Source organism: Pseudomonas sp. PF05 (assembly GCF_056521845.1).
This window is the reverse complement of sequence record NZ_JBWLPW010000012.1, coordinates 97600-120046: the sequence shown is the minus strand read 5'-3', so window position 1 is coordinate 120046 and position 22447 is coordinate 97600. Positions and strand designations below refer to the sequence as shown.

The following is a 22447-nucleotide window of genomic DNA, read 5'->3' as shown; positions in this document are numbered from 1 at the left end:
CAAGGAATCTAGCAAAACGTCGCCCCGCCCCGCTGGCCTGTAGGCGCTGTAGGAACTGTAGGAGCCGTAGGAGCCGTAGGAGCTGACGAGTGCAACGAGGCTGCGATCTTTCCCCTGACGCTTGAATCTCAAGCGAAAGATCAAAAGATCAAAAGATCAAAAGATCAAAAGATCAAAAGATCAAAAGATCAAAAGATCGCAGCCTTCGGCAGCTCCTACAGGGCAATGAGCAGCTTGCAGTTATTTGCCAGGCACCAGCGTCAACCGCCTCTTGCCATACGCCCGATCGAAATTCGGCGGTTGCAACGGCAGGCTCTGGTACTGCCCCTTGATCCACGGATCGATGCCATTGGCATAGTTCGGGCTGACCGGGTTGCCGGACTGTCCGGCACCGTCCTGGATCATCAACGGTTCAGGCTGGCCGAAGTCGACGATAAAGCGCATGGCGGGCGCCAGGGTGGTGTTGAAATCCAGCCCGCCAGCGAATGCTGCGGTGTTGAGCGTGGTGGTGTCGCCCCCGGCCGGCAGCGGGCCGCGTACGATCTGGCCGTTGCTGTTCTTCCACGCGTAGCGATGCAACTGACCCCACTGCCAAGCCTTGTGGTCACCGCCCAACTGGCTGTCGCCGACGCTGATGGCGGCGGCCAGGCTGCGGGCGAGGATGACGGCCTTGTCTTCTTTCTGGGGCGTGCGCACATCGTCCCAGAACGGGCTGTCTTCACGCCCCAACAGATGATCGGCCTGGGCCGAGTAGGACAATTGGCCATTGGCGACCAGCGCCTTCCACGCCGGGCTGCTGTCCGGGCCTAGCTCGTCGAGGAAAATCTGCTTCATGCTTTCCTGCAGGAACAGCTCATAGATCGCGGCGTCGGTGGAGGTCGGGCTGAGCCGACCATCGAATGCCATCAGGCGGGTGTAGGCTTCGCGAGCCTTGGCCCGGTCAGCCACCGGCAGGCCTTCGATCGCCTGTTTGAGCGGCTGGGCCATGCCCGGGGCTTCGAAAACTTTCTTGAGCTTGGCCGCGAACGTCGTGCCCTGGTCGTACTGCATGGCGATCAGGCTGCGGGTGTCGTGCTTGCCCGCGCCGGCCAGTTCGGCCATGCGTTCGCCACGCTCTGGCGAAGCCCAGGAATTGGACAGCTGCATGCCGTAGCCGTGGGGAATGACCCGTTGGTTGGATGTGCCGAGCCAGCCCTGGGCTGGGTCCTGATCGTAGGGGTGCAGCATGGGGTCGGCGTAACCGTCCCAATCGTAGCGACCGTCCCAGCCCGGCGACGGCAACAAGCCTTCGCCTTCACGGCGGTTTGGATAGCGACCGGTGACTTGCCAGCCGATATGGCTGGCATCGGCAAATACCAGGTTCACGGCAATGGCGCGGATTTCCCGGCTGGCGTCAGAGGCTTTCTCGACGTTCTGCGCCCGAGACAGGTCGAAGAAGGCATCCAGGGTCTTGTCGTCGCTCAAGCTCGGCGTCTGCAAGGCCAGCCCAAAGCCGTTGGCCATGGCCGGGCCCTGGGCGCTGTTGAGCAACGGGCCGTGACGGGTCTCGAACACCGCTTCACGAATCGGCCGCTGGCCTTTGATGAAATAGGTTTCGTTGCGCACGATCGCTGGCTGCCATCTGCCGTTGACCTCGTAGGACAGGCCGTTGCCCTGGCGTCGGATTTTTTCCAGGAACAGGTCCTGGTTGTCCCCCATTACGCTGGTCATGCTCCAGGCCACTTTGCCGTTGAACCCGGCCAGGATCATCGGGATCCCCGCCACGGAAACCCCGGCCGCCTGGTACTTGGGTGCGCGGATCTGTACGGGGCTCCACAGCCCCGGCATGCCCAGCGGCCCATGGCTGTCGCTGGCCAGCAGGCTTTTGCCGCTGCGGCTGCGTTGCGGCGCGATGGCCCAGTTGCTCGAAGACGCAGCGCTCAAAAGGTTCAGCTCGGCCAACTGGCGGGTGGCCTTGCCGATCTCGTTCAAGCCCGGAATCTGGCCGTTGAGCCGCAAGCCCTGGAGTTTGTCGGCCTCGGCCACGGGCAGAGGTTCGTCCGGGTAGGAGGGGCTCAGCCAGGCGAGCTTGTCGTTGGTGACGGTCTGGGCCAGTACCAGGCTGGCGATTTCTTCCGGCAGGTTGGCCGACTGGCTGAAATTCAGCAGGCAGAACATCAGCGCCGAGTCTTCCGGTTTCCAGTATTCGGGTTTGTAGCCGGTGGCGGCCAGGTCCGACGGCAACTTGTCGCGGTAGCGGAACAGGTAGGCGTTGACGCCGCGGGCATAGACTTCGAAGAAGCGCTTGAGCCGTGGCGAAGACGCCTTGTACAGCTCGTCGGCGTTTTTCCTCAGGTTGACGGCGCGCATGTAGCGGTCGATGTCCAGACGTTCGGCACCAGACATCTCTGCCAGCCGCCCCTGGGCCAGCAGGCGCAGGGTGACCATCTGGGTGATGCGATCGCTGGCGTGGACGTAGCCGAGGGTGAACAGGGCGTCATGGAAGCTGTTGCTTTCGATCAGCGGCATGCCCGTGGCATTGCGCCGGACCGAGACGTTCTGCGCCAGCCCCTTGAGCGGTTGCACGCCGGAAGTCGGTGGCACGGTGTCCTGGGCATTCCAGGTCTGGCATCCGCTCAAACCGAGCACACTGGCCACTGCGGCGGCAACGCCGAGTCGGGGGATAAGGGAAATAGAGGCTGGCGAGGCCATGGCAAAGCTCCTGCGGGAGGGGGGGCACCAATAAAGGCGCTACGTTAGTGAGCAGGAGGGGGCCGCGCAAGCGGGGGCGAGGGTTATTTGTTGGTTTGGCGATGAAACCCGGGGCCGGGGTCATCGCTTTTGCTCGAAGGCTTGCCTGTAGGAAGAGGTGATGCTCAAGTGTGGAAAATTCAATGACCGAGAAGAGAAAACCGGCATGGAGCTACAGAACCAGGCAGCGCTGATCCTCATCGATCAACAAAAAGGCATCCTTCACCCCAGGCTCGGCCCTCGTAACAACCCTGAGGCAGAGCTGTGCATGCTGGAGCTACTGGCGTTATGGCGACACACGGCGCGACCGGTGATTCACGTCCATCACTTGTCCCGCTCGCCGGACTCAGTGTTCTGGCCAGGGCAGTCGGGTGTGGAGGTCCAGCCACGGTTCGAGCCGCTGGCGGGGGAATGGCTGGTGCAAAAACAGGTGCCGGATGCGTTCAGTGGCACGCACCTGGAGGAATACCTGCGCAGGGCGGGCATCGGGCAACTGGTGATCGTCGGCGTGGCGACGCACAACTCGGTAGAGTCTACGGCCCGTACGGCCGGCAACCTGGGATTCGACACGTGGGTGGTCGAGGATGCCTGCTTCACCTTCGACAAGAGCGATTACTTCGGTAACGCCCGTTCGGCGGCCGACGTACATGCCATGTCCCTGGGCAACTTGCATGGCGAGTATGCGACGGTGGTCGCTGTGAAGCAGATTCTGGAGGCGGGCTGATACATAAGCAGCTGTAGGAGCTGCCGAAGGCTGCGATCTCTTGATCTTGATCTTGATCTTTCGCTTGCGACTCAATTGTCTGGGGACAAGATCGCAGCCTCGTTGCACTCGACAGCTCCTACAGCGCAACCGAGCACCGTCATCCCCTCGCCACAAAAAGCTTCCAGGTCTCACACCATCGATTGGTCAATGGCATCACTGTGGGAGCGAGCTTGCTCCGTGCGGCGATCCGACGATGACGACTCAACAGGCGAAGATAATCTTCGCCCGGACCCTCAAGCCCCGTGGCACTTCTTGAATTTCTTGCCATTGCCGCACGGGCAAGGGTCGTTGCGGCCGACATCCTTCAGGGCGTTGCGCACGGGTTCCTGGTGTGCGTGGCCGCAGTTCGGGCCGTGGACGTGGCCGTGGTCATGCTCGTGATGATGGTCGTGATCGTGGTTGCAATCAGGGCCGTGGACGTGGGGTTGTTGGGTCATCGGGGTTACTCCGCAATAAAATCGGCGGCGATTATCACGCCATTGCGTTCCAGGTGCACGTAGTGAGCGATGAATAATCCGGTTTCCAGCTCACCTTCCAGACGATAGGGGATCTGTTCCCGGGGTTTCTCCAGCAACTTCACCACGTGCCGCACCTGCGGCCACAGGTTGGTGCGGATCGGCACCTTGAAGTAGGCGCTGTGCCGGGGGCGAACGGTGAACCAGTGTTCATGCTCACCTTCGGTCAGCAACAGGTCGCCCAGATGGATGCGGTAGGTCAGGCCGCGAACGGTCAGGTCGCTGTCGCCGGGGTTATCGACGCGAAAGTGCAGCATGAACTTCTGTTCCAGTAGCCGGGCCCGCACCACCTCGACCTTGACCAGATGCACCTGCGGTTCAGGCGCATCGTCACTTCGCCAGGACGCGCAACCGCCGAGCCCGACGAACAGCAGCAGGCAGGTGATGCGTAGCAAAAGTGATGTAGGGGTCATGTCCGAGCCTCTGGTTTACCCCCAGTCTAGCCCTCTGGGTCGATGGAAGAGCGTCGGACGTTTACGAAAATCAGTGACTGAAGTAGCCGGCACAGCACTTCTTGAATTTATGCCCGCTGCCGCACGGACAGCTGTCGTTGCGGCCCGCCTTGACCGGGACGGTCGGGTCGATGAAATACCAGCGCCCGTCGTTCTGCACGAACGAGGACTGTTCACGGTGGCTATGCTCGCCCTGGCCGTCGTGCCAGCGTGCCGTGAACGTGACAAAGGCGTGCTCCGGTTGACCACCGAGCACTTCGCTGCTTTCCACTTCCAGCCCCAACCAGATGCTGTTGGCGCTCCACTCGCTGATCGACTGGCGATCGAGGCCTGGCTGCTGGGCGGGCAGGGTGGTGGCGACCAGATAATCCACCAGGCCCAGCACATAGGCGCTGTAGCGCGAGCGCATCAAGGCTTCGGCGCAGGGCGCCGGATGACCATCGTGGTAGTGGCCGCAGCAGGCGTCCAGTGAGTTGCCACTGCCACAGGGGCAAATGGGTGTGTGCGAGCTTGTGTTCACGGTTACCACCAATATTTTCCAAAATTTTCCGGGTTGGCCCAAAAGCGCGAGTTGAGCCAGTCGGGGACTTGTTTGTATTCAAGCAGATCGTAGGTGAACAGGGTCAGCACCTGATCTTCGCGCTGGAATCGCTCGCTGGCTTGCAGGGCCAGGGAAAAAAAGTCCGTCTCTTGCCAGCCGCAGGCGTTGAGGTCTGCCAGCACGGCGATGCGGCTGGCATTGAGATTGCGGATGCCACCCAACAGGTTCAGACCCTCGCGCTTGGGCAAATGCTCCAGGCAATCGAGTGCCAGGGCCAGGTCAAAACGCCGCGCCGCCACGTCCGCCGGCAGCGCGCCGGGGCCGGCATGGACCACTTCGGTGTCGGGATGGGCCTGCTGGAATGCTTCGAGCGCGGGAAAGCCGCTGGCACCGATCAATAGCAGTTTTTGCGGGGTATAGCGATCAAGCACGGCGGCCAGGGCTTGCTGGGGTGTGCGCGAAGAAATGGCAACGGTCATCGAAGTTCCTCAGTCAGAACCATCACGATAGCCTGCCTGGACAGCATGGCCTAGAGCGGTTTGTCCCTGAATGTGCGCAAACGTCGCAAACACGGGGCGAAAACCCGCGATTGCTCAGGCTGGCGCAGATTCGAAGACGGGTCTTTACTCACCTGAATCGGCGCTAGGCCGATCCCCCTAGGAGAAACCCGATGAGCATAGTTCGGACAGCGTTACCCCTGGTTCTGCTAACCAGTGTGTTGACTGGTTGCGCAGGTTTGCAGAAAACCGACTGGCCGACCTGTGCCGCCGTCGGCGGTGTGATCGGTGCAGGCTTGGGCGCCACTGAAAGTACTTCCTGGGCCGGCGGCGGAGCGCTGTTCGTCGGCACCATGGCGGCGGCTTATTGCTGGGTGCACGGCGACGGCGATGAAGACGGCGATGGCGTGCCGGACAGCCGCGACAAGTGCCCGGGCACACCGAAGGGCGTGCAGGTCGATGCTGATGGCTGCCCGCCGCCTGTCCCAGCGCCAATGGTTGAAGAGGCCGTGGTGGTCCAGGAAGAAACCATCGTGATCCGCGATGTGCACTTTGAGTTCAACAAAGCCACGCTGACCCCGGGCGACAAGGATGTGCTGAGCACGATCGCCACCCGGCTGAAACAGGAAACATCCACCGCACAACTGCGGGTCACCGGCCATACCGACAGTGTTGGCAGCGATGCCTATAACCAGCGGTTGTCGGAGAAACGGGCCAATTCGGTGGTGCAATACCTGGTCGAAAACGGCGTTCCGCGTGCCAGTTTTGTCTCGGTGTCCGGCGCCGGAGAGAGCCAGCCGGTGGCTGATAACAAGACCGCCGACGGCCGCGCGATGAACCGTCGCACGGAAATCAAGATCAACCGCTGAAACCCTTGCCATCCGCGGCTTGTAGAGTTGCGGATGCGGGTCTTTACTCCTGTGTGACCGGTATGGGCCGGTGACACAGGAGCCTTCACCATGAACGTTCTAATCAGGGTTGCCTTACCGGTACTGCTGGCCAGCAGTCTGTTGTCCGGTTGCGCCACTCACAGCGACGGTAGCGCACCTCTCAATCAACGCACCTGGCCAATCTGTAGCCTGATCGGCGGTCTGGTCGGCGGCGGGTTGGGGGCCATTGAAAGCAGTGGCTGGGCCGCCGGTGGCGCCGCGCTGGGGCTACTGGGCGGTGGTTTGATCTGTTACGCCCAGGATGGCGATGAAGACGACGACGGTGTGTTCGACCGCCGCGACCGTTGTCCCGATACGCCGGCCAATACCCCTGTCGAGCATCACGGCTGCCCGGTGCCGCAATACCCGGCCAGCGCCCCACCCGTGGAGCCTGAAGCACCGGCGAGCGAGGTCATCACCCTCAACGACGCCGGCAAGGTACTGTTCGATTTCGACAAATCCGACCTCACCGCCGAAGCTCGAAGCCAGCTCGACGGGCTGATGGGCAAGCTCAGCCATGCCAATGTCGCCAGCATCCGGGTAGTGGGCCACACCGACAGTGTCGGCAGTGACGCCTATAACCAGGGACTGTCCGAACGTCGGGCCAGCAGCGTCGTGGAGTATTTGCTGACCCAGGGGCTGGCCCCCGACAAACTCACCAGCGAAGGCAAGGGCGAAAGCGAACCGGTGGCCGACAACGAGACCGACGAAGGGCGGGCGCAGAACCGTCGGGTTGAGCTGCATATCCAGCGTTGAGGCCCGGGCCAGGGCTACCGGGTCGTCGGGAGGGCGATCCGGGGGCCGGGGCTCGGTTAGATTAAATTTGCCTGGCCCTCTGGCTTATCCTGCGCGCAAGCCGTTACTGTGCGCGCAAAGAATAATGCTCGATCAGGGGGCCGTATGAAGGTGTTTTGGGGGCTGGGGCGCTTGCTGACCCTGCTGTTCTGGCTGGTGGTGCTGGTCAATCTGGTCGTACCGTTCGTCCATCCGCTGCATCTACTGGTCAATTTCGCCGGCGTTTTTTTGCTGGCGCTCCATCTGCTGGAACTGCTGCTGTTCAGGGCCAGTTTCCGTGGCCGCCCCGCGCCTGGTCGCGATCGCCTCAGAGTGCTGCTGTTCGGTATCTTCCACTTGCAAACCCTCCCGACCGCGCCAGAGGCTTCCCATGCGTAAATTGTGTCTGCTCGCCGCACTCGTATGTCCATGGGCCTCGGCCCAGGTGGTCCAGGTCGAAAGCCATTCGTTGATGCGCCTGCCCAACACCACCAGCACCCTGACCCTGGAACGGCTGGACGTGGCCGACTACGGCACACTGCTGGTGCCGTCCAATGTCACTGAACTGACCATCGACCAATTGCACCTGGGACGTGAGGCGCGGATCGCCATCGTGCCGGCGCAGCAGGTATTGGAAATGAAAGTGGCCCAGGCCGAGCTGGCCGAGGGCAGCCAGATCACTTCACGCGGCGCGCGGGGTACTTACGCCAGGGTGGCGCGGCCGGGGCGCGATCTCAACCTGCAGTTCAAGGTCTTGAACGCACCGTTGTTGTCGGTGGACGCCCGTGGCGGCACGGGTGCCCCAGGTTACGTCGGTCTTGACGGTGCCAATGGCCGGGCGCCGGGTTGCACCTGGGGTTCGGCCGGTCGCGGGGCCGACGGCAGCAATGGCAGTGATGGCCAGCCGGGTGCGGCCGGTGCGCGGGTACGCCTTGAGCTGCCCCGCGCCTATCCTGCCGAGCAGATCAAGGTGACGGTGGACGGCGGTGCGGGTGGCGCGGCCGGGCGCGGTGGCAAACCCGGGGCGGGAGGCAAGGCCAAGGGCTGTCTGATCTATACCGCTGATGGCGGCAAAAGCGGCCGTCCTGGCGCCGATGGCCAGCCAGGGCCTGCCGGAGCGGCGGGCACGGTGACGGTGCAGCGGTTCTAAGCGTATGACGACCCCTAGTGGGGGCGCGAGCAAGCTCGCTCCCACAGGGTTTTATGTGATTTTCAGAACATCGGTCGCGCCGCGCCAATCGCCACCACCAGCAACCCGATCAACAGGTTGATCCCAACCAGCCTGCGAATCTTCCCCAGCACCGCCGCACCCGCTGGCCAGTCCTGTGCCGTCACGGCGCTACGCAATGCCGGCAGTTGCAGGCCCTGGATGCGGATAAACAGCGCTGTCATCACCACATACAACCCCATCATGACCTGCACATACCGTGGCGCGGTTTCGAAACCGGCGAAGCGCACATGGATCAGGCCTACACCGCTGATCGGTAAAAGCACCACCGCCACCCAGACCCAGACGAAAAAACGCTGAAACACTTCTACCCACAACTTGAGCCGGGCAGGGCCCTCAAGCGCCGTCATTGCGGCGGGACGCAGGATCATCCAGGCGAAGAACATGCCGCCGACCCAGACCAGGGCCGCCAGTAAATGCAGGGTGTAGACGAGGGCAAAGGGTGTCATTGGGTTACTCCGTTCTGCGCAGGATTCATTAGCGGGGTATGATAGCCGCCGATCCGAACCACTGAAAATTTATCCAGCGTTTTTAGCGCCCGACCATTCATGATCAGCACCGAACTCAAAACCACGATCCAGGGCGCCTATTCGCGTTTTCTCGAAGCCAAGAGCCTCAAGCCGCGATATGGCCAGCGCCTGATGATTGCCGAAGTGGCAAAAGTCCTGGGTGACATCGACACCGACGACGAAGGCCGGCGCAGCGGCGAGCCTGCCGTCGTGGCGGTGGAGGCGGGCACGGGTACCGGCAAGACCGTGGCCTACAGCCTGGCGGCGATTCCCACTGCCAAGGCCGCGGGCAAACGCCTGGTGATCGCCACGGCCACCGTCGCCCTGCAGGAGCAGATCGTCTACAAGGACCTGCCCGACCTGATGCGCAACAGCGGGCTGAACTTCACGTTCGCCCTGGCCAAGGGGCGCGGGCGCTACATGTGCCTGTCCAAGCTCGACATGTTGCTCCAGGAAGGCCACGCGCAGACCGCCACGGCCCAGTTGTTCGAAGAAGAAGGCTTCAAGATCGAGGTCGATGAGGCCAGCCAGAAGCTGTTTACCAGCATGATCGAGAAGCTGGCCGGCAATAAATGGGACGGTGACCGCGACAGCTGGTCCACGGCCCTGGAAGACGCCGACTGGTCCCGCCTGACGACCGACCATAGCCAGTGCACCAACCGCCATTGCCCGAACTTCGGCCAGTGCGCCTTCTACAAGGCCCGCGAGGGCATGGGCAAGGTCGACGTCATCGTCACCAACCACGACATGGTGCTGGCCGACCTGGCCCTGGGCGGTGGTGCGGTGTTGCCGGACCCGCGCGACACGATCTACGTGTTCGACGAAGGCCACCACCTACCGGATAAGGCCATCGGCCATTTCGCCCATTACACCCGGCTGCGTTCCACCGCCGACTGGCTGGAAACCACCGCCAAGAACCTCACCAAACTGTTGGCCCAGCATCCGTTGCCGGGTGACCTGGGCAAGCTCATCGAGCAAGTGCCGGAGCTGGCGCGGGAAATCAAGACGAACCAGCAGTTCATGTTCACCGCGTGCGAGCAAGTGGCCGACTTCAAGCCCGGCGAAGACGTCGAGGGCCGCGAGCGGCCACGCCACCGGTTTGTCGGCGGGGTGATCCCCGAGCACATGCGCGAAATGGGCATTGAGCTCAAGAAAGGTTTCGCACGCCTGACCGACCTGTTCACGCGCCTGACCGACCTGCTCAAGGAAGGCATGGATGGCGAGGTCAATATCGGTATCGCCAGCAACCAGGCCGAGGAATGGTACCCGCTGTTCGGCAGCCTGTTGTCCCGCTCCCAGGGCAACTGGGAGCTGTGGACGGCCTTCACCGCCGAAGACCCGCAAGACAACCCGCCAATGGCGCGGTGGCTGACCCTGGCCGAAAGCGGTTCGCTGTTTGATATCGAGGTCAATGCCAGCCCGATCCTGGCGGCGGAAATGCTGCGCCGCAACCTGTGGAACGTGGCCTACGGCGCACTGGTAACCTCCGCCACGCTGACCGCCCTGGGCACGTTTGACCGCTTCCGCATGCGTGCCGGCCTGCCGAAAAAAGCCGTGACCGCCGTGGTCCCGAGCCCCTTCCATCACGCCGACGCCGGTGTGCTGCGAGTGCCGGACCTCAAGGCCGACCCACGGGATGCCGCCGGCCATACCGCAGCGATCATCCGCGACCTGCCGGAACTGGTGGAAGGCTCACGGGGCACCCTGGTGCTGTTTTCCTCGCGCAAACAGATGCAGGACGTGTTCGATGGCCTTGACCGTGACTGGCGCAAGCAGGTGTTCATCCAGGGCAACCTGTCTAAACAGGAGACCCTGAACAAGCACAAGGCGCGGGTCGACGGCGGCGACTCCAGCGTGCTGTTCGGCTTGGCGAGTTTTGCCGAAGGCGTGGACTTGCCGGGTGCCTATTGCGAGCACGTGGTGATTGCCAAGATTCCGTTCTCGGTCCCCGATGACCCGGTGGAGGCTGCGCTGGCCGAGTGGATCGAGGCCCGTGGCGGCAACCCGTTCATGGAAATCTCCGTACCGGACGCATCGCTGAAGCTGGTCCAGGCGTGTGGTCGCTTGCTGCGCACCGAAGAAGACCGCGGCACCATCACCTTGCTCGACCGCAGGCTGGTAACCCAGCGCTATGGCAAGGCGATCCTTAATGCGCTGCCGCCGTTTCGACGCGAGATTTCCTGATACGTGCAATGACTTGCTGTGGCGAGGGCGCTTGCTCCTGCTGGGCTCTGTAGGAGCTGGCGAAGCCTGCGATCTTTTGATCCTGATCTTTCACTCTCGACTCAATGGGCTGTGGAAAGATCGCAGCCTCGCTTCGCTCGACAGCTCCTACGTAACCCAGCCGCCACAGGGGTTGGTTTCAGGCTAACCAGCCGTCCCATGGCGGTTCCCAAAAGCCTGAATGACTGAAACAATGCCAGCCACCTTAAAAGTGTTTGTTTCAAGGGAGTTACGGGTGCAGATTCAAGGCCATTATGAACTTCAGTTCGAGGCGGTGCGTGAAGCGTTCGCGGCGATGTTCGATGATCCCCAGGAGCGCGGCGCGGCGTTGTGCATCCAGGTGGGTGGGCGCACGGTGATCGATCTGTGGGCCGGTACCGCCGACAAGGATGGCCATGACGCCTGGCACAGCGACACCATCGCCAACCTGTTTTCCTGCACCAAGACCTTCACCGCCGTCACCGCCCTGCAACTGGTGGCCGAAGGCAAGTTGCAGCTGGATGCCCCGGTAGCCCGCTATTGGCCCGAGTTTGCCGCAGCCGGCAAGCAATCCATCACCCTGCGCCAGTTGCTCTGCCATCAGGCCGGGCTGCCGGCGCTACGTGAACTGCTGCCGCCCGAAGCGCTTTATGACTGGCAAACCATGGTCGATGCCCTGGCCACCGAAACACCGTGGTGGACGCCGGGCGAGGGCCACGGTTATGCCGCGATCACCTACGGCTGGCTGATCGGCGAGCTGCTGCGCAGGGCCGATGGGCGTGGCCCGGGTGAGTCCATCGTGGCCCGTGTCGCCAAGCCGTTGGGCCTGGATTTTCACGTTGGCCTGGCCGATGACGAGTTTCATCGCGTGGCCCACATCGCCCGTGGCAAAGGCAACGTTGGCGATGCCGCGGCCCAACGCCTGCTGCAGGTGACAATGCGCGAGCCTACGGCCATGACCACCCGGGCCTTCACCAATCCTCCGTCGATCATGACCAGCACCAACAAACCGGAGTGGCGACGCATGCAGCAACCGGCGGCCAACGGCCACGGCAACGCCCGCAGCCTGGCCGGGTTTTATGCGGGGCTGCTGGACGGCAGCCTGCTGGAAGGTGAAATGCTCGACGAACTGACTCGCCAGCACAGCTTTGGCGAGGACAAGACTTTATTGACCCAGACGCGTTTCGGCCTGGGTTGCATGCTCGACCAGCCGGATGTGCCGAATGCGACCTACGGCCTCGGCCCGCGGGCGTTCGGTCATCCGGGGGCCGGGGGCTCCATGGGGTTTGCCGACCCGGAACATGATGTGGCTTTTGGCTTCGTGACCAACACGCTCGGGCCTTACGTATTGATGGACCCTCGCGCGCAGAACCTTGCGAGGGTACTTGCCACTTGTCTATAAAGCGCCATTGAAGGCGGCGGGCACCGGAACCTCGTGGCCTTTTCAGTTTCCAAGCGACTGTTTATGCGGCCAAAACATGGCCTTTTATTTTCAATTTTCATCATTTTGTGGATATCCAATGTCATCGAATAAAACCCTCGCTCTGGCGCTGTGCTTCGCTATCACCGGTTGCGCACAAACCCCACAAAATGATGCCGAGGGCGGCGGTCACTGGTGGTCGTTCGGCTCTTCCGACAAGGTGGTGGCCAAGGAAACGGCGCCAGCGGCGCCTCTGAAACCGGCCGCCGTCGTACCGCAAGCCAAGGCCGAGAGCGCCACCCACTGGTGGTGGCCATTCGCTTCCGATGATGCTGCCGACGTTGCGAAGAAAGATGACGTCAAGCCCCAAGGCAAGCCAGAAGCCAAGGCGCCGGCCGTTGCCAAGGCCGAAGCCGAAAGCAACGGCAAGTGGTGGTGGCCGTTCGGCGGCAAGGATCAGGAAACCGCCAAGGCAGTGCCGATGCCCGATCCGAAAATCACCCAGGCCTGGCTCGACGACTACGAGCCGAAGCTGCGCATAGCCATCAAGGACAGCAAGCTCGAACTCGAGCGCCGCGACAACGTGCTGGTGGTCACCGCGCCCGTGGACGGCTCCTTCAACCCGGACCGTCCAGCCATGCTGCTGCCCGTGACCCTTGGGCCGTTCACTCGCGTGGCGAAGATCCTTGAAGCCGACCCGAAGAGCGCCGTGTTGATCCTCGGCCACGCCGACACCTCGGGCGCCGCACCAGCGAACCTGAAGCTCAGCCAGGAGCGTGCCCAGTCCGTGGCGGCGATTTTCCGCCTCAGCGGCCTGCAACGTGATCGCCTGATGCTGCGCGGCATGGGCGCAGTGGCGCCACGTGCGGCCAACGACAGTGTGCAAGGGCGTGCCCTGAACCGTCGCGTGGAACTGCTGGTCACGCCGGCCAACACCATGGTTGCGCTGCTGAGCAAATACAACATGCCGGCCCCCGCGCCAGTGACGCTGGTGGCGGCCCAGGACGTGAAGCCCGTGGCCCCGGCCCCAGCGCCTGCGGCGAAAAAAGCCGTGACCCCGACCACCAAAAAAGCACCGGCTAAAAAGGCCACAGCCAAGGCGTCTGCCAAGAAAGCCCCAGCCAAGGCCACTACCCCGGCGAAGAAAACCAAACCGGCCAAAGCCGCCACCGATACCAAGAAAGTTGCGGCCGCCAATACCCCCAAGCAGTGATGGGCTAACCACAAGGAACGCGCCATGACCCAACCGCTGGCTGATATGCGCCGCGACTACACCCGCGATGGCTTGACCGAGGCACAAGCCCCGGCCGAGCCGTTTGCACTGTTCCACCAATGGTTCGCCGACGCAGTGAAAACCGAACAGGCTCCAGTGGAGGCCAACGCCATGACCCTGGCGACGGTGGATGCGCTAGGGCGCCCGCACTGCCGGATCCTGCTGCTCAAGGGCCTGGATGCCCTGGGTTTCACGTTCTTCACCAACTACGACAGCGCCAAGGGCCAGCAACTGGCCGCGAATCCATTCGCGGCCATGACGTTTTTCTGGCCGGCTCTGGAGCGCCAGGTGCGCATCGAGGGCAAAGTGGTGAAGGTCTCCGCGCAGGAGTCGGACGACTATTATCAGGTTCGCCCGCTAGGCAGCCGCCTCGGCGCCTGGGCTTCACCCCAGAGCCGAGTGATTTCAGGGCGCGCTGAGCTGGACGACTTGCTCAAGGCCACCGAACAACGCTTCAGCGATAGCCAACCGCATTGCCCCGAGCATTGGGGCGGTTATCGTTTGCTGCCCGAGCGCATCGAGTTCTGGCAGGGCCGTCCGAGCCGCCTTCACGATCGCCTCAACTACCGCCTGCAAGGGGCGAACTGGCTGCGCGAGCGCCTGGCGCCTTAGCGTCGGGGTAACCTGCCGCAGCGGTTTTAAGCCACTGCGGCAAGTCCCGGCGCTTGACCCCTTGCTCCCGGGCGCGGGCCAATTGTTGCAGCATGTAGATCTTTTTCTGCTCATCCTGCCCCGCCAGGGACAGCGCCAAGTCGCGGTCCATCCAGCGTTTGATCCGTACGTACAGCCACCAGTGGAAGTACAAACCGGCCACGGTGACCGCGACGATGATGAAATAATCCATGAAAAAATCCCGGGTTGATGACGCAGGTTTCGGAAATTGGCGCTACTGTTTGGTGAATTTTTCGGGTGCGCCTGTATCCCACCTGAATGAAAACAATTTTATCCCGGCGAGGCCGTGACAGGCGTCAAGCTGCGGAGTTTAATGAATCCCTGTCTTTTGGAGTTGATGCTATGCGTAAGTCTGTTTTGCTGGTTGCTTCCTTTTCCACGATGGCGATGTTGCTCACTGGTTGTCAGTCGAGCCTGACCGGTGACTCCTACTCCCGTGACGAAGCGCGTCGCGTGCAGACGATTCGCATGGGGACCATCGAAGCTCTGCGTCCGGTCAAGATCGAAGGCACCAAGACCCCGATCGGCGGTGCGGCCGGTGCGGTGGTCGGTGGTGTCGGCGGCAGCGCTATCGGTGGTGGCCGTGGCAGCATCGTCGCCGCTGTGATCGGCGCGGTGGCCGGTGGCCTGATCGGTTCCGCTACTGAAGAAGGTCTGACCCGTACCCAAGGCGTGGAAATCACCGTTCGTGAAGATGACGGTAGCATGCGTGCCTATGTACAGCAGGTTCAGGAGAACGAGGTGTTCCGTGTGGGTGAGCGGGTTCGTATTTCCACTGTGGATGGTACGAGTCGCGTATCGCACTAAGCTTGAGTCGGTAAGAGAAAACGGCGCTTATTCCGGGAATGGAAAGCGCCGTTTTTTTTGGGGGGGCTGGTTGGGGTGGTGTGTATATCCGTTTCTTCGGTAGCGGCTACTTATGGTTCCGCCAGCAGCCGTTACCGAAGAAATGGATATACACCCCCCTCGTGATCTATCCGGCAGCCAGGAATCAGCCAGGCAATGCAGGCTGCTTGCGACTGGCCGCTGCCGTCACCATATAACCCAGCACGGCCGCCAGGATCGAACCCGTGAGAATCCCCATCCGGTCCATGCCCGCGTAGTCACTTACGCCAGGCTCGAACGCCAGGGAGCCAACGAACAGGCTCATCGTGAACCCGATACCGCACAGGATCGCCACACCCAGTACCTGGCCCCAATTGGCGCCGCTGGGCAGGCTGGCGATGCCGATTTTCACGGCCAGCCAGGTCAGGCCGAAGACGCCGACGGTCTTGCCCAGCAACAGGCCAATGGCGATGCCCATCGGCACGTGATGGGTGAAGCTTTCGACGGTGACGCCGCTCAGGGACAGGCCGGCGTTGGCGAAGGCGAACAGCGGCAGGATGCCATAAGCCACCCAGGGGTGCAGGGCGTGTTCCAGGGTCAGCAACGGCGAGGTCTCGGCGTTTTTCGTGCGCAGCGGGATGCAGAACGCCAGGGTCACGCCCGCGAGGGTGGCATGGACACCGCTCTTGAGCACGCAGACCCACAGAATCAGGCCGACAACCATGTAGGGCCCGAGCTTGACCACGCCCATCCGATTCAACGCCACCAGCGCGGCGATGCAGGCTGCCGCCAGTATGAGCGACAGGCTGGACAGGGCGCCGGAGTAGAAGATCGCGATGATGATGATAGCGCCCAGGTCGTCGATGATCGCCAGGGTCATCAGGAACAGCTTGAGCGACACCGGCACCCGCTTGCCCAGCAAGGCGAGCACGCCGAGGGCGAACGCAATGTCGGTGGCCGTCGGAATTGCCCAGCCGCCCAGGGCGGGGGGATTGTCGCGGTTGAGGAACCAGTAGATCAGCGCCGGCACCACCATGCCGCCAATCGCCGCCGCACCCGGCAAGACGATTTGCGACGGTTTCGACAGTTGCCCGCCGAGAACTTCTCGCTTGACTTCGAGGCCGATGAGCAGGAAGAACATCGCCATCAAGCCGTCGTTGATCCACAGTAACAAGGGTTTGGCGATTTTCAACACACCGACCTGGACCACCACCGGCGTGTCCAGCAGGCCGTTGTACAGCCAGGAAAGGGGCGAGTTATTGATGACCAGGGCAAGCAGGGCGGCGGCGATCAACAATAGGCCGCTGGCAGCCTCCAGCTGGAAAAAACGGGTCAGAGAATTGCGTAGAGCCACGATCGCTCTCCATTCATTGAATCAAGAAGATGGCACACCCTAACTCGTACTGTAAGTTGTTAAAACAAAAGTTATATTCTTTTTTGTTATATATCGTTACAACGTCTGCGCCACGCAGCCGGGCAGTTATGGGTCATATTGGACCTTAGCTGTACCTGTGCGCGATGTCGGTTTTTTCCTAAGCTTGCCGCTGGTTTTTCCGAGACCAAGTTGCGCCTGCATGACCACGTTTCCCCGCGTCAAACCGAGCCAGTGAGAAAACACCATGAACGATCACCGCCAGTGGGCGCGAGAAGCGATCCGCATCATCGAGGCTGACTTCCAGCGCAGCGCCGATACCCACCTGATTCCACTGCCGCTGCCTGGCCTGCCGGGCATCGAACTGTATTTCAAGGACGAGTCCAGCCACCCCACTGGCAGCCTCAAGCACCGACTGGCGCGTTCGCTGTTTCTCTACGCATTGTGTAACGGTTGGCTCAAGCCCGGTGCGCCAGTGATCGAGGCCTCCAGCGGCTCGACGGCAATTTCCGAGGCCTATTTCGCCAGGTTGTTGGGCCTGCCGTTCATTGCGGTGATGCCGTCGACCACCTCCAGGGAAAAAATCGCACAGATCGCTTTCTATGGCGGCCAGAGCCATCTGGTGGATGATCCTACGCAGATCTACGCCGAATCCGAACGCCTGGCCCGCGAGCATGACGGGCATTTCATCGATCAATTCACTTACGCCGAGCGTGCCACGGACTGGCGGGCCAATAACAATATTGCCGAATCGATCTTCCAGCAGATGCGCTTCGAGCGGCACCCGGAGCCGAGCTGGTTGATTTCCAGCCCCGGCACCGGCGGCACCACCGCCACACTGGGACGCTACGTCCGTTATCGCCAGCACGGCACCCGGGTGCTATGTGCCGACGCCGAGCGCTCGGTGTTCTTTGACTACTACCGCAGTGGTGATGCCAGCCTGCGCCTGGATTGCGGTTCACGCATCGAAGGTATCGGCCGGCCACGGGTCGAAGCGTCGTTCTTGCCCAAAGTCATCGATGCGATGGTCAAGGTCCCGGACGCCTTGTCATTGGCGGCCATGCACTACCTGGCCCAGCGCTTGGGCCGGCGGGTCGGCGGGTCCAGCGGCACCAATCTGATCGGCGCCCTCATGGCGGCCCGGCAGATGGTGGATGCGGGAGAGTCGGGGTCGATCGTGGCGATTTTGTGTGACGGTGGCGAGCGCTACGCCACGACCTATTACGACCCGGTCTGGCTCGAGGCCCAGGGGTATGAGTTGAGCGGTCTGATGGACACCGTGGCGGCCTGTGTGGAACGGGGCGAGGCGCTGCCGGAGAGCGTGTTGCGGGCCAATATCTGACCCTGAAAACAATGAGGTCTTTTGTGGAAGCGGGCTTGTGTGGGCGCTGGGCTTGCCCGCGACAGCATCACCTCGGTTCACCTGATAGACCGAGTTGTCTGCATCGCGGGCAAGCCCAGCTTCCCACAAAGGCTCTCCCGCAGGGGGGCGGGGTCAGGCCTCGAGACCGAGGATATCCCGCGCCACCGCCTCGGCGATCCGGATCCCGTCCACGCCCGCCGACAGGATCCCGCCGGCGTAACCGGCGCCTTCACCGGCCGGGAACAGGCCCTTGACGTTCAGGCTCTGCAGCGATTCGTTGCGGGTAATGCGCAGGGGCGATGAGGTGCGGGTTTCGATGCCGGTCAGCACGGCGTCGTGCAGGGAGTAACCGCGAATCTGTTTCTCGAACGCCGGCAGGGCTTCGCGAATGGCTTCGATGGCGAAGTCCGGCAGGGCCAGGGCCAAGTCGCCCAGGGACACACCTGGCTTGTAGGAAGGTTCGACGCTGCCCAGTTCCGTAGACGGCTTGCCAGCGATGAAATCACCCACCAGTTGCGCCGGGGCCTCATAGTTGCTGCCACCGAGTACGTACGCGTGGGATTCCAGGCGTTCCTGCAATTCGATCCCCGCCAGCGGGCCGCCGGGATAATCGACTTCCGGAGTGATGCCGACGACGATGCCGGAGTTGGCGTTACGCTCGTTGCGCGAATACTGGCTCATGCCGTTGGTCACGACGCGGTTCGGCTCGGACGTCGCGGCCACCACGGTGCCGCCCGGGCACATGCAGAAGCTGTACACCGAACGACCATTCTTGGCGTGGTGCACCAGTTTGTAGTCGGCGGCGCCAAGTTTCGGGTGGCCGGCGTATTTGCCCAGGCGCGCGCTGTCGATCAGCGATTGCGGGTGTTCGATACGGAAACCCACCGAGAACGGCTTGGCTTCCATGTACACGCCGCGGCTGTGGAGCATGCGGAAGGTGTCTCGGGCGCTGTGGCCCAGGGCCAGGATCACATGTTTCGAATGAATCTGTTCGCCGCTGGCCAGTTCGACGCCGACCAGTTGGCCGTCCTCGATCAGCACATCGGTGACCCGCTGCTGGAAGCGTACTTCGCCGCCCAGGGCGCGAATCTGCTCACGCATGGTTTCCACCACGCCTGTCAGGCGGAACGTACCGATGTGCGGCTTGCTGACGTAGAGAATTTCTTCCGGCGCCCCGGCCTTGACGAACTCGTGCAAAACCTTGCGGCCAAGGAATTTCGGATCCTTGATCTGGCTGTAGAGCTTGCCGTCGGAAAACGTCCCGGCGCCGCCTTCACCGAACTGCACATTGGATTCGGGGTTGAGCACGCTTTTGCGCCACAGGCCCCAGGTGTCCTTGGTCCGTTGGCGTACTTCCGGGCCACGTTCGAGGATGATCGGCTTGAAGCCCATTTGCGCCAGCAACAGGGCGGCGAAGATCCCGCACGGGCCGAAGCCGACCACAATCGGGCGCTCGCTCAGGTCGGCCGGTGCCTGGCCCACCACTTTGTAGCTGACATCCGGCGCCTCGTTGACGTTACGGTCATCGGCGAACTTGCGCAGCAGGCTGGCTTCGTCGCGCACCGTCAGGTCGATGGTGTAGATGAAGCACAGTTCGGAGGATTTCTTGCGCGCGTCGTAGCTGCGCTTGAACAAGGTGAAGTCGAGCAGGTCATCGCTGGCGATGCCCAGGCGCTGCACGATGGCCGGGCGCAGGTCTTCTTCGGGGTGGTCGATCGGCAGCTTGAGTTCGGTGATTCGTAACATGGTGGGATCCGGTTCGCGGGATGCACAACTGCACCAGGGCGTGAACCGGCGATTATAAGCCAAAACCGGCGAATCAGTCGTTGCGCGCGCCACCGAAATAGGCGCAGCCACGCTGGACCTGGCCGTTGACCCGCAGTTCGGCGCTCATGTGTTGCACGCTACCGCTGACGTTGTCGACGCAGCGCTGGGGGGCGACCCAGAGCTCGACCTTCTGGCCATTGGCTTCGGTGCTAAGGTTGAAGCGCCCGTCACCCAGTTGCTCCTCCATGTAAGGCACCGCCAGGGGCGGCTGGCCCTCGCGTTCGAGCACCAGGCCCTTGCCGCTGGCCTTGAGGCTCCACTCGGGGCCATGGCCGGCGGCGCGCAGGATCAACAGTCTGAAGTTTCCGTCATCACAAGCGGTGCCTGAGCGTTCCAGGCGATACAACTGCTCCAGGTCCAGCTGGCTGTCGGTGCCGGCCGCTGCGCTGGAGACGATACGGCCGCGCACATCGGCAAACAGCTTGCCTTGGTCATCGGCCAGGCTGGCAGCCTGCTGCAGCACACTGGTGCCACCGCTGTCGTTGACGATGTAGCGGCGCTGTTCCTGGCACGGCTGGAACACCAGCTTGCCATCGGCCGCCGTGAGCTCGCCCTGCATGCGCGTCTGGCCGGCGTGGGGGGCGCTCTGACGTGGGGCATCGAGCAATTGGCAGCCGGGCAAGAGCGGCAGGAGGGCGACAAACAGCAGGGAGCGGGTGGCACGCATCATTGGGTCTCCAGACAAGTGCCGCCACGTTACTCAGACTGATCCCACACCACAACCCGTAGGCGCTGTGCAGGAGCTGTGTAGGCGCTATGTCGGAGCTGTGTAGGAGCTGTGTAGGAGCTGTCGAGTGCAACGAGGCTGCGATCTTTCCCCTGGCAATTGAGTCTCGAGTGAAAGACCAAAGACCAAAGATCAAAGATCAAAAGATCGCAGCCTGCGGCAGCTCCTACGGTTAGAACGTCAGTTAGCCCACGTGAAAGGTCTGACCGGTTTGCAGGCCTTCGACACTCTTGGCGTAGGCCAACGCGACATCGGCGGCCGGGACGGGTTTGTAGCCGCGAAAGTATGGGGCGTACTTGTCCATGGCTTCGAGCAACACAGTCGGGCTCACCGAGTTGACCCGCAAGCCCCGTGGCAACTCGATTGCCGCGGCGCGTACGAAACTGTCCAGGGCACCGTTGACCAGGGCCGCCGAAGCACTGCTCTTGATCGGGTCGTGGCTGAGCACGCCGGTGGTGAAGGTGAAGGACGCACCGTCGTTGGCGAATTCGCGGCCGATCAGCAGCAGGTTGACCTGGCCCATCAGCTTGTCTTTCAAGCCCAGGGCAAAGCTCTCTTCGCACATGTCGTCCAAGGGGGCAAAGGTGACGTTGCCAGCGGCGCAGACCAGGGCATCAAAACGGCCGGTCTTTGCGAACAGCGCGCGGATCGAGGCGCTGTCGCTGATATCCACCTGCAATTCGCCGCTGCGACGACCGATCCGAACGATTTCGTGGCGCGGCGACAGTTCGTTGTCAATGGCCGAACCGATGGTGCCGTTGGCGCCGATCAACAGGATTTTCATGAGCTGTTCCTCAAGGGGTTGAATGAGTTTTCAGTCTAGAGAGGTTCTTTCCATTGATAATCATGCTAATAGGCAACCTTTGGTTTTTAATTGGAAACAATCCAATGAGTGAAATGGATGACCTGGCAGCGTTTGCCGTGTTGATGGAGGCCGGCAGCTTCACTCTGGCGGCCCAGCAGTTGGGGTGCAGCAAGGGTCAGTTGTCCAAGCGCATCAGTCTGTTGGAGAGGCGGTTTTCGGTGGTGTTGCTGCAACGCACCACGCGGCGCCTGAGCCTCACGGCGGCAGGGGCGGCGTTGCTGCCCCAGGCCCAGGCGTTGCTGGTTCAGGTGCAAAGGGCGCGTCAGGCATTGGCCAGGTTGAAGGACGACATTTGCGGACCGGTACGTATGACGGTTCCGGTTTCGTTGGGCGAAACGTTCTTCGAAGGCTTGCTGATGGAGTTCGCTGGCACGTATCCCAACGTGCAGATCGAACTGGAGCTCAACAACGGTTACCGTGACCTGACCCGCGATGGTTTCGACCTGGCGATCCGTTCCGACGCCGCCATCGATGAGCGGCTGGTGGCCCGGCCGTTGTTGGCGTGGCACGAAATGACCTGCGCCAGCCCGGCCTACCTCGATCAATACGGCGAACCCGAGACGCCCCTGGCCCTGGCCGAGCACCGTTGTCTGCTCAACAGCCACTACAGCGGTCGGGAAGAATGGCTTTACCACCAGCGACACGAACTTCTACGAGTGCGAGTGTCGGGGCCGTTCGCCAGTAATCACTACAGCCTGCTGAAAAAAGCTGCCCTGGCCGGCGCCGGAATCGCCCGGCTGCCGTCGTACCTGCTGCATGAAGAATTGGCCGACGGACGCTTGCGCTGGCTGCTGCGCGACTACCTGACCCGGCGCATGCCGATGTACCTGGTGCACCCGTACCAGGGTGGATTGCCCAAGCGCACCCAGGTGCTGTCTGACTATTTGATTGATTGGTTCAAGCGCAGTGGCGAGGCCCTGGATCGGCTGCAACGATAACCCCAGCCACTGGCTCCCACAG

At 62.3% G+C, this 22447-nt stretch carries 23 protein-coding genes; 12 read left to right on the top strand and 11 right to left on the bottom strand.

What is annotated here, in order from left to right; translation table 11 throughout:
- Positions 1-240: 240 nt before the first annotated feature.
- The gene (locus AC09SL_RS20195; protein ID WP_064107046.1) at positions 241-2691 is read right to left on the bottom strand and encodes a penicillin acylase family protein; all 2451 of its coding nucleotides are present in this window, start codon (positions 2689-2691) and stop codon (positions 241-243) included.
- Between the two features lie 205 nt (positions 2692-2896).
- Here AC09SL_RS20195 and AC09SL_RS20190 point away from each other — a divergent pair, with 205 nt between their 5' ends.
- Entirely contained in the window at positions 2897-3454 is a 558-nt protein-coding gene (locus AC09SL_RS20190; protein WP_058542243.1) for a cysteine hydrolase family protein, read from the top strand.
- A 275-nt stretch (positions 3455-3729) separates the two neighbouring features.
- Here AC09SL_RS20190 and AC09SL_RS20185 read toward each other — a convergent pair whose 3' ends face one another.
- The 4 genes from AC09SL_RS20185 to AC09SL_RS20170 form a co-directional block, all read right to left on the bottom strand.
- A complete protein-coding gene (locus AC09SL_RS20185; RefSeq protein WP_034154967.1) occupies positions 3730-3933 on the bottom strand; it encodes an SEC-C metal-binding domain-containing protein in 204 nt (67 codons plus the stop codon).
- 5 nt (positions 3934-3938) lie between these two features.
- A complete protein-coding gene (locus AC09SL_RS20180; protein WP_058542236.1) occupies positions 3939-4424 on the bottom strand; it encodes an LEA/WHy family protein in 486 nt (161 codons plus the stop codon).
- 70 nt (positions 4425-4494) lie between these two features.
- Complete coding sequence (locus AC09SL_RS20175; RefSeq protein ID WP_058542244.1) at positions 4495-4983, bottom strand: YchJ family protein; 489 nt, start codon at positions 4981-4983, stop codon at positions 4495-4497.
- 2 nt (positions 4984-4985) lie between these two features.
- Positions 4986-5483 carry a DUF6231 family protein gene (locus AC09SL_RS20170; protein WP_058542237.1) on the bottom strand — a complete coding sequence of 166 codons (498 nt, stop codon included), beginning with the start codon at positions 5481-5483 and terminating at the stop codon, positions 4986-4988.
- A gap of 191 nt (positions 5484-5674) precedes the next feature.
- Here AC09SL_RS20170 and AC09SL_RS20165 point away from each other — a divergent pair, with 191 nt between their 5' ends.
- The 4 genes from AC09SL_RS20165 (at position 5675) to AC09SL_RS20150 (ending at position 8354) form a co-directional block, all read left to right on the top strand.
- A complete protein-coding gene (locus tag AC09SL_RS20165) occupies positions 5675-6370 on the top strand; it encodes a PA1041 family peptidoglycan-binding anchor lipoprotein (protein ID WP_058542238.1) in 696 nt (231 codons plus the stop codon).
- A gap of 90 nt (positions 6371-6460) precedes the next feature.
- Positions 6461-7186: a PA1041 family peptidoglycan-binding anchor lipoprotein gene (locus AC09SL_RS20160; protein ID WP_058542239.1), complete on the top strand. Its 726-nt coding sequence runs from the start codon at positions 6461-6463 to the stop codon at positions 7184-7186.
- 144 nt (positions 7187-7330) lie between these two features.
- Positions 7331-7603 (top strand): DUF1145 domain-containing protein, encoded by a 273-nt coding sequence (locus tag AC09SL_RS20155; protein ID WP_058542240.1) that lies wholly within the window; start codon positions 7331-7333, stop codon positions 7601-7603.
- Positions 7596-8354: a hypothetical protein gene (locus AC09SL_RS20150; protein ID WP_058542241.1), complete on the top strand. Its 759-nt coding sequence runs from the start codon at positions 7596-7598 to the stop codon at positions 8352-8354. Before AC09SL_RS20155 ends, AC09SL_RS20150 begins: the two co-directional genes overlap by 8 nt.
- A 62-nt stretch (positions 8355-8416) precedes the next feature.
- On the opposite strand, the gene AC09SL_RS20145 is transcribed toward AC09SL_RS20150, so the two are convergent.
- A complete protein-coding gene (locus AC09SL_RS20145; protein WP_003198438.1) occupies positions 8417-8881 on the bottom strand; it encodes a CopD family protein in 465 nt (154 codons plus the stop codon).
- A 99-nt stretch (positions 8882-8980) separates the two neighbouring features.
- Between AC09SL_RS20145 and dinG the strand changes: the two genes are divergently transcribed.
- The 4 genes from dinG (at position 8981) to pdxH (ending at position 14448) form a co-directional block, all read left to right on the top strand.
- A complete protein-coding gene (gene dinG / locus AC09SL_RS20140) occupies positions 8981-11125 on the top strand; it encodes an ATP-dependent DNA helicase DinG (protein WP_064107045.1) in 2145 nt (714 codons plus the stop codon).
- Positions 11126-11399: 274 nt separating this feature from the next.
- Entirely contained in the window at positions 11400-12545 is a 1146-nt protein-coding gene (locus tag AC09SL_RS20135; RefSeq protein ID WP_058544241.1) for a serine hydrolase domain-containing protein, read from the top strand.
- Positions 12546-12663: 118 nt separating this feature from the next.
- Positions 12664-13776: an OmpA family protein gene (locus AC09SL_RS20130; RefSeq protein ID WP_058544240.1), complete on the top strand. Its 1113-nt coding sequence runs from the start codon at positions 12664-12666 to the stop codon at positions 13774-13776.
- 24 nt (positions 13777-13800) lie between these two features.
- On the top strand, positions 13801-14448 hold the full coding sequence (pdxH, locus tag AC09SL_RS20125; RefSeq protein ID WP_058544239.1) for a pyridoxamine 5'-phosphate oxidase: 648 nt from the start codon (positions 13801-13803) through the stop codon (positions 14446-14448).
- On the opposite strand, the gene AC09SL_RS20120 is transcribed toward pdxH, so the two are convergent.
- Complete coding sequence (locus AC09SL_RS20120; RefSeq protein ID WP_058544238.1) at positions 14396-14680, bottom strand: hypothetical protein; 285 nt, start codon at positions 14678-14680, stop codon at positions 14396-14398. The genes pdxH and AC09SL_RS20120 overlap by 53 nt on opposite strands.
- A 170-nt stretch (positions 14681-14850) precedes the next feature.
- On the opposite strand from AC09SL_RS20120, the gene AC09SL_RS20115 reads away from it, so the two are divergent.
- Positions 14851-15315, top strand: coding sequence for an outer membrane lipoprotein (locus tag AC09SL_RS20115; protein ID WP_047228399.1), 465 nt, complete (start codon positions 14851-14853; stop codon positions 15313-15315).
- A gap of 184 nt (positions 15316-15499) precedes the next feature.
- Here the strand turns inward: AC09SL_RS20115 and nhaA are convergent, their stop codons facing one another.
- Positions 15500-16687, bottom strand: a complete 1188-nt coding sequence (gene nhaA, locus AC09SL_RS20110) for a Na+/H+ antiporter NhaA (RefSeq protein ID WP_058544237.1) — start codon at positions 16685-16687, stop codon at positions 15500-15502.
- 265 nt (positions 16688-16952) lie between these two features.
- On the opposite strand from nhaA, the gene AC09SL_RS20105 reads away from it, so the two are divergent.
- A complete protein-coding gene (locus tag AC09SL_RS20105) occupies positions 16953-18047 on the top strand; it encodes a PLP-dependent cysteine synthase family protein (RefSeq protein ID WP_058544236.1) in 1095 nt (364 codons plus the stop codon).
- A gap of 153 nt (positions 18048-18200) precedes the next feature.
- On the opposite strand, the gene AC09SL_RS20100 is transcribed toward AC09SL_RS20105, so the two are convergent.
- From AC09SL_RS20100 to AC09SL_RS20090, 3 genes are all read right to left on the bottom strand, one after another.
- Positions 18201-19814 (bottom strand): NAD(P)/FAD-dependent oxidoreductase, encoded by a 1614-nt coding sequence (locus tag AC09SL_RS20100; protein WP_058544235.1) that lies wholly within the window; start codon positions 19812-19814, stop codon positions 18201-18203.
- 73 nt (positions 19815-19887) lie between these two features.
- Positions 19888-20562 (bottom strand): COG3650 family protein, encoded by a 675-nt coding sequence (locus AC09SL_RS20095; RefSeq protein WP_058544242.1) that lies wholly within the window; start codon positions 20560-20562, stop codon positions 19888-19890.
- Between the two features lie 244 nt (positions 20563-20806).
- On the bottom strand, positions 20807-21406 hold the full coding sequence (locus AC09SL_RS20090; RefSeq protein ID WP_058544234.1) for a short chain dehydrogenase: 600 nt from the start codon (positions 21404-21406) through the stop codon (positions 20807-20809).
- A 104-nt stretch (positions 21407-21510) separates the two neighbouring features.
- Here AC09SL_RS20090 and AC09SL_RS20085 point away from each other — a divergent pair, with 104 nt between their 5' ends.
- Entirely contained in the window at positions 21511-22425 is a 915-nt protein-coding gene (locus AC09SL_RS20085) for a LysR family transcriptional regulator (RefSeq protein ID WP_058544233.1), read from the top strand.
- Positions 22426-22447 lie beyond the last annotated feature (22 nt).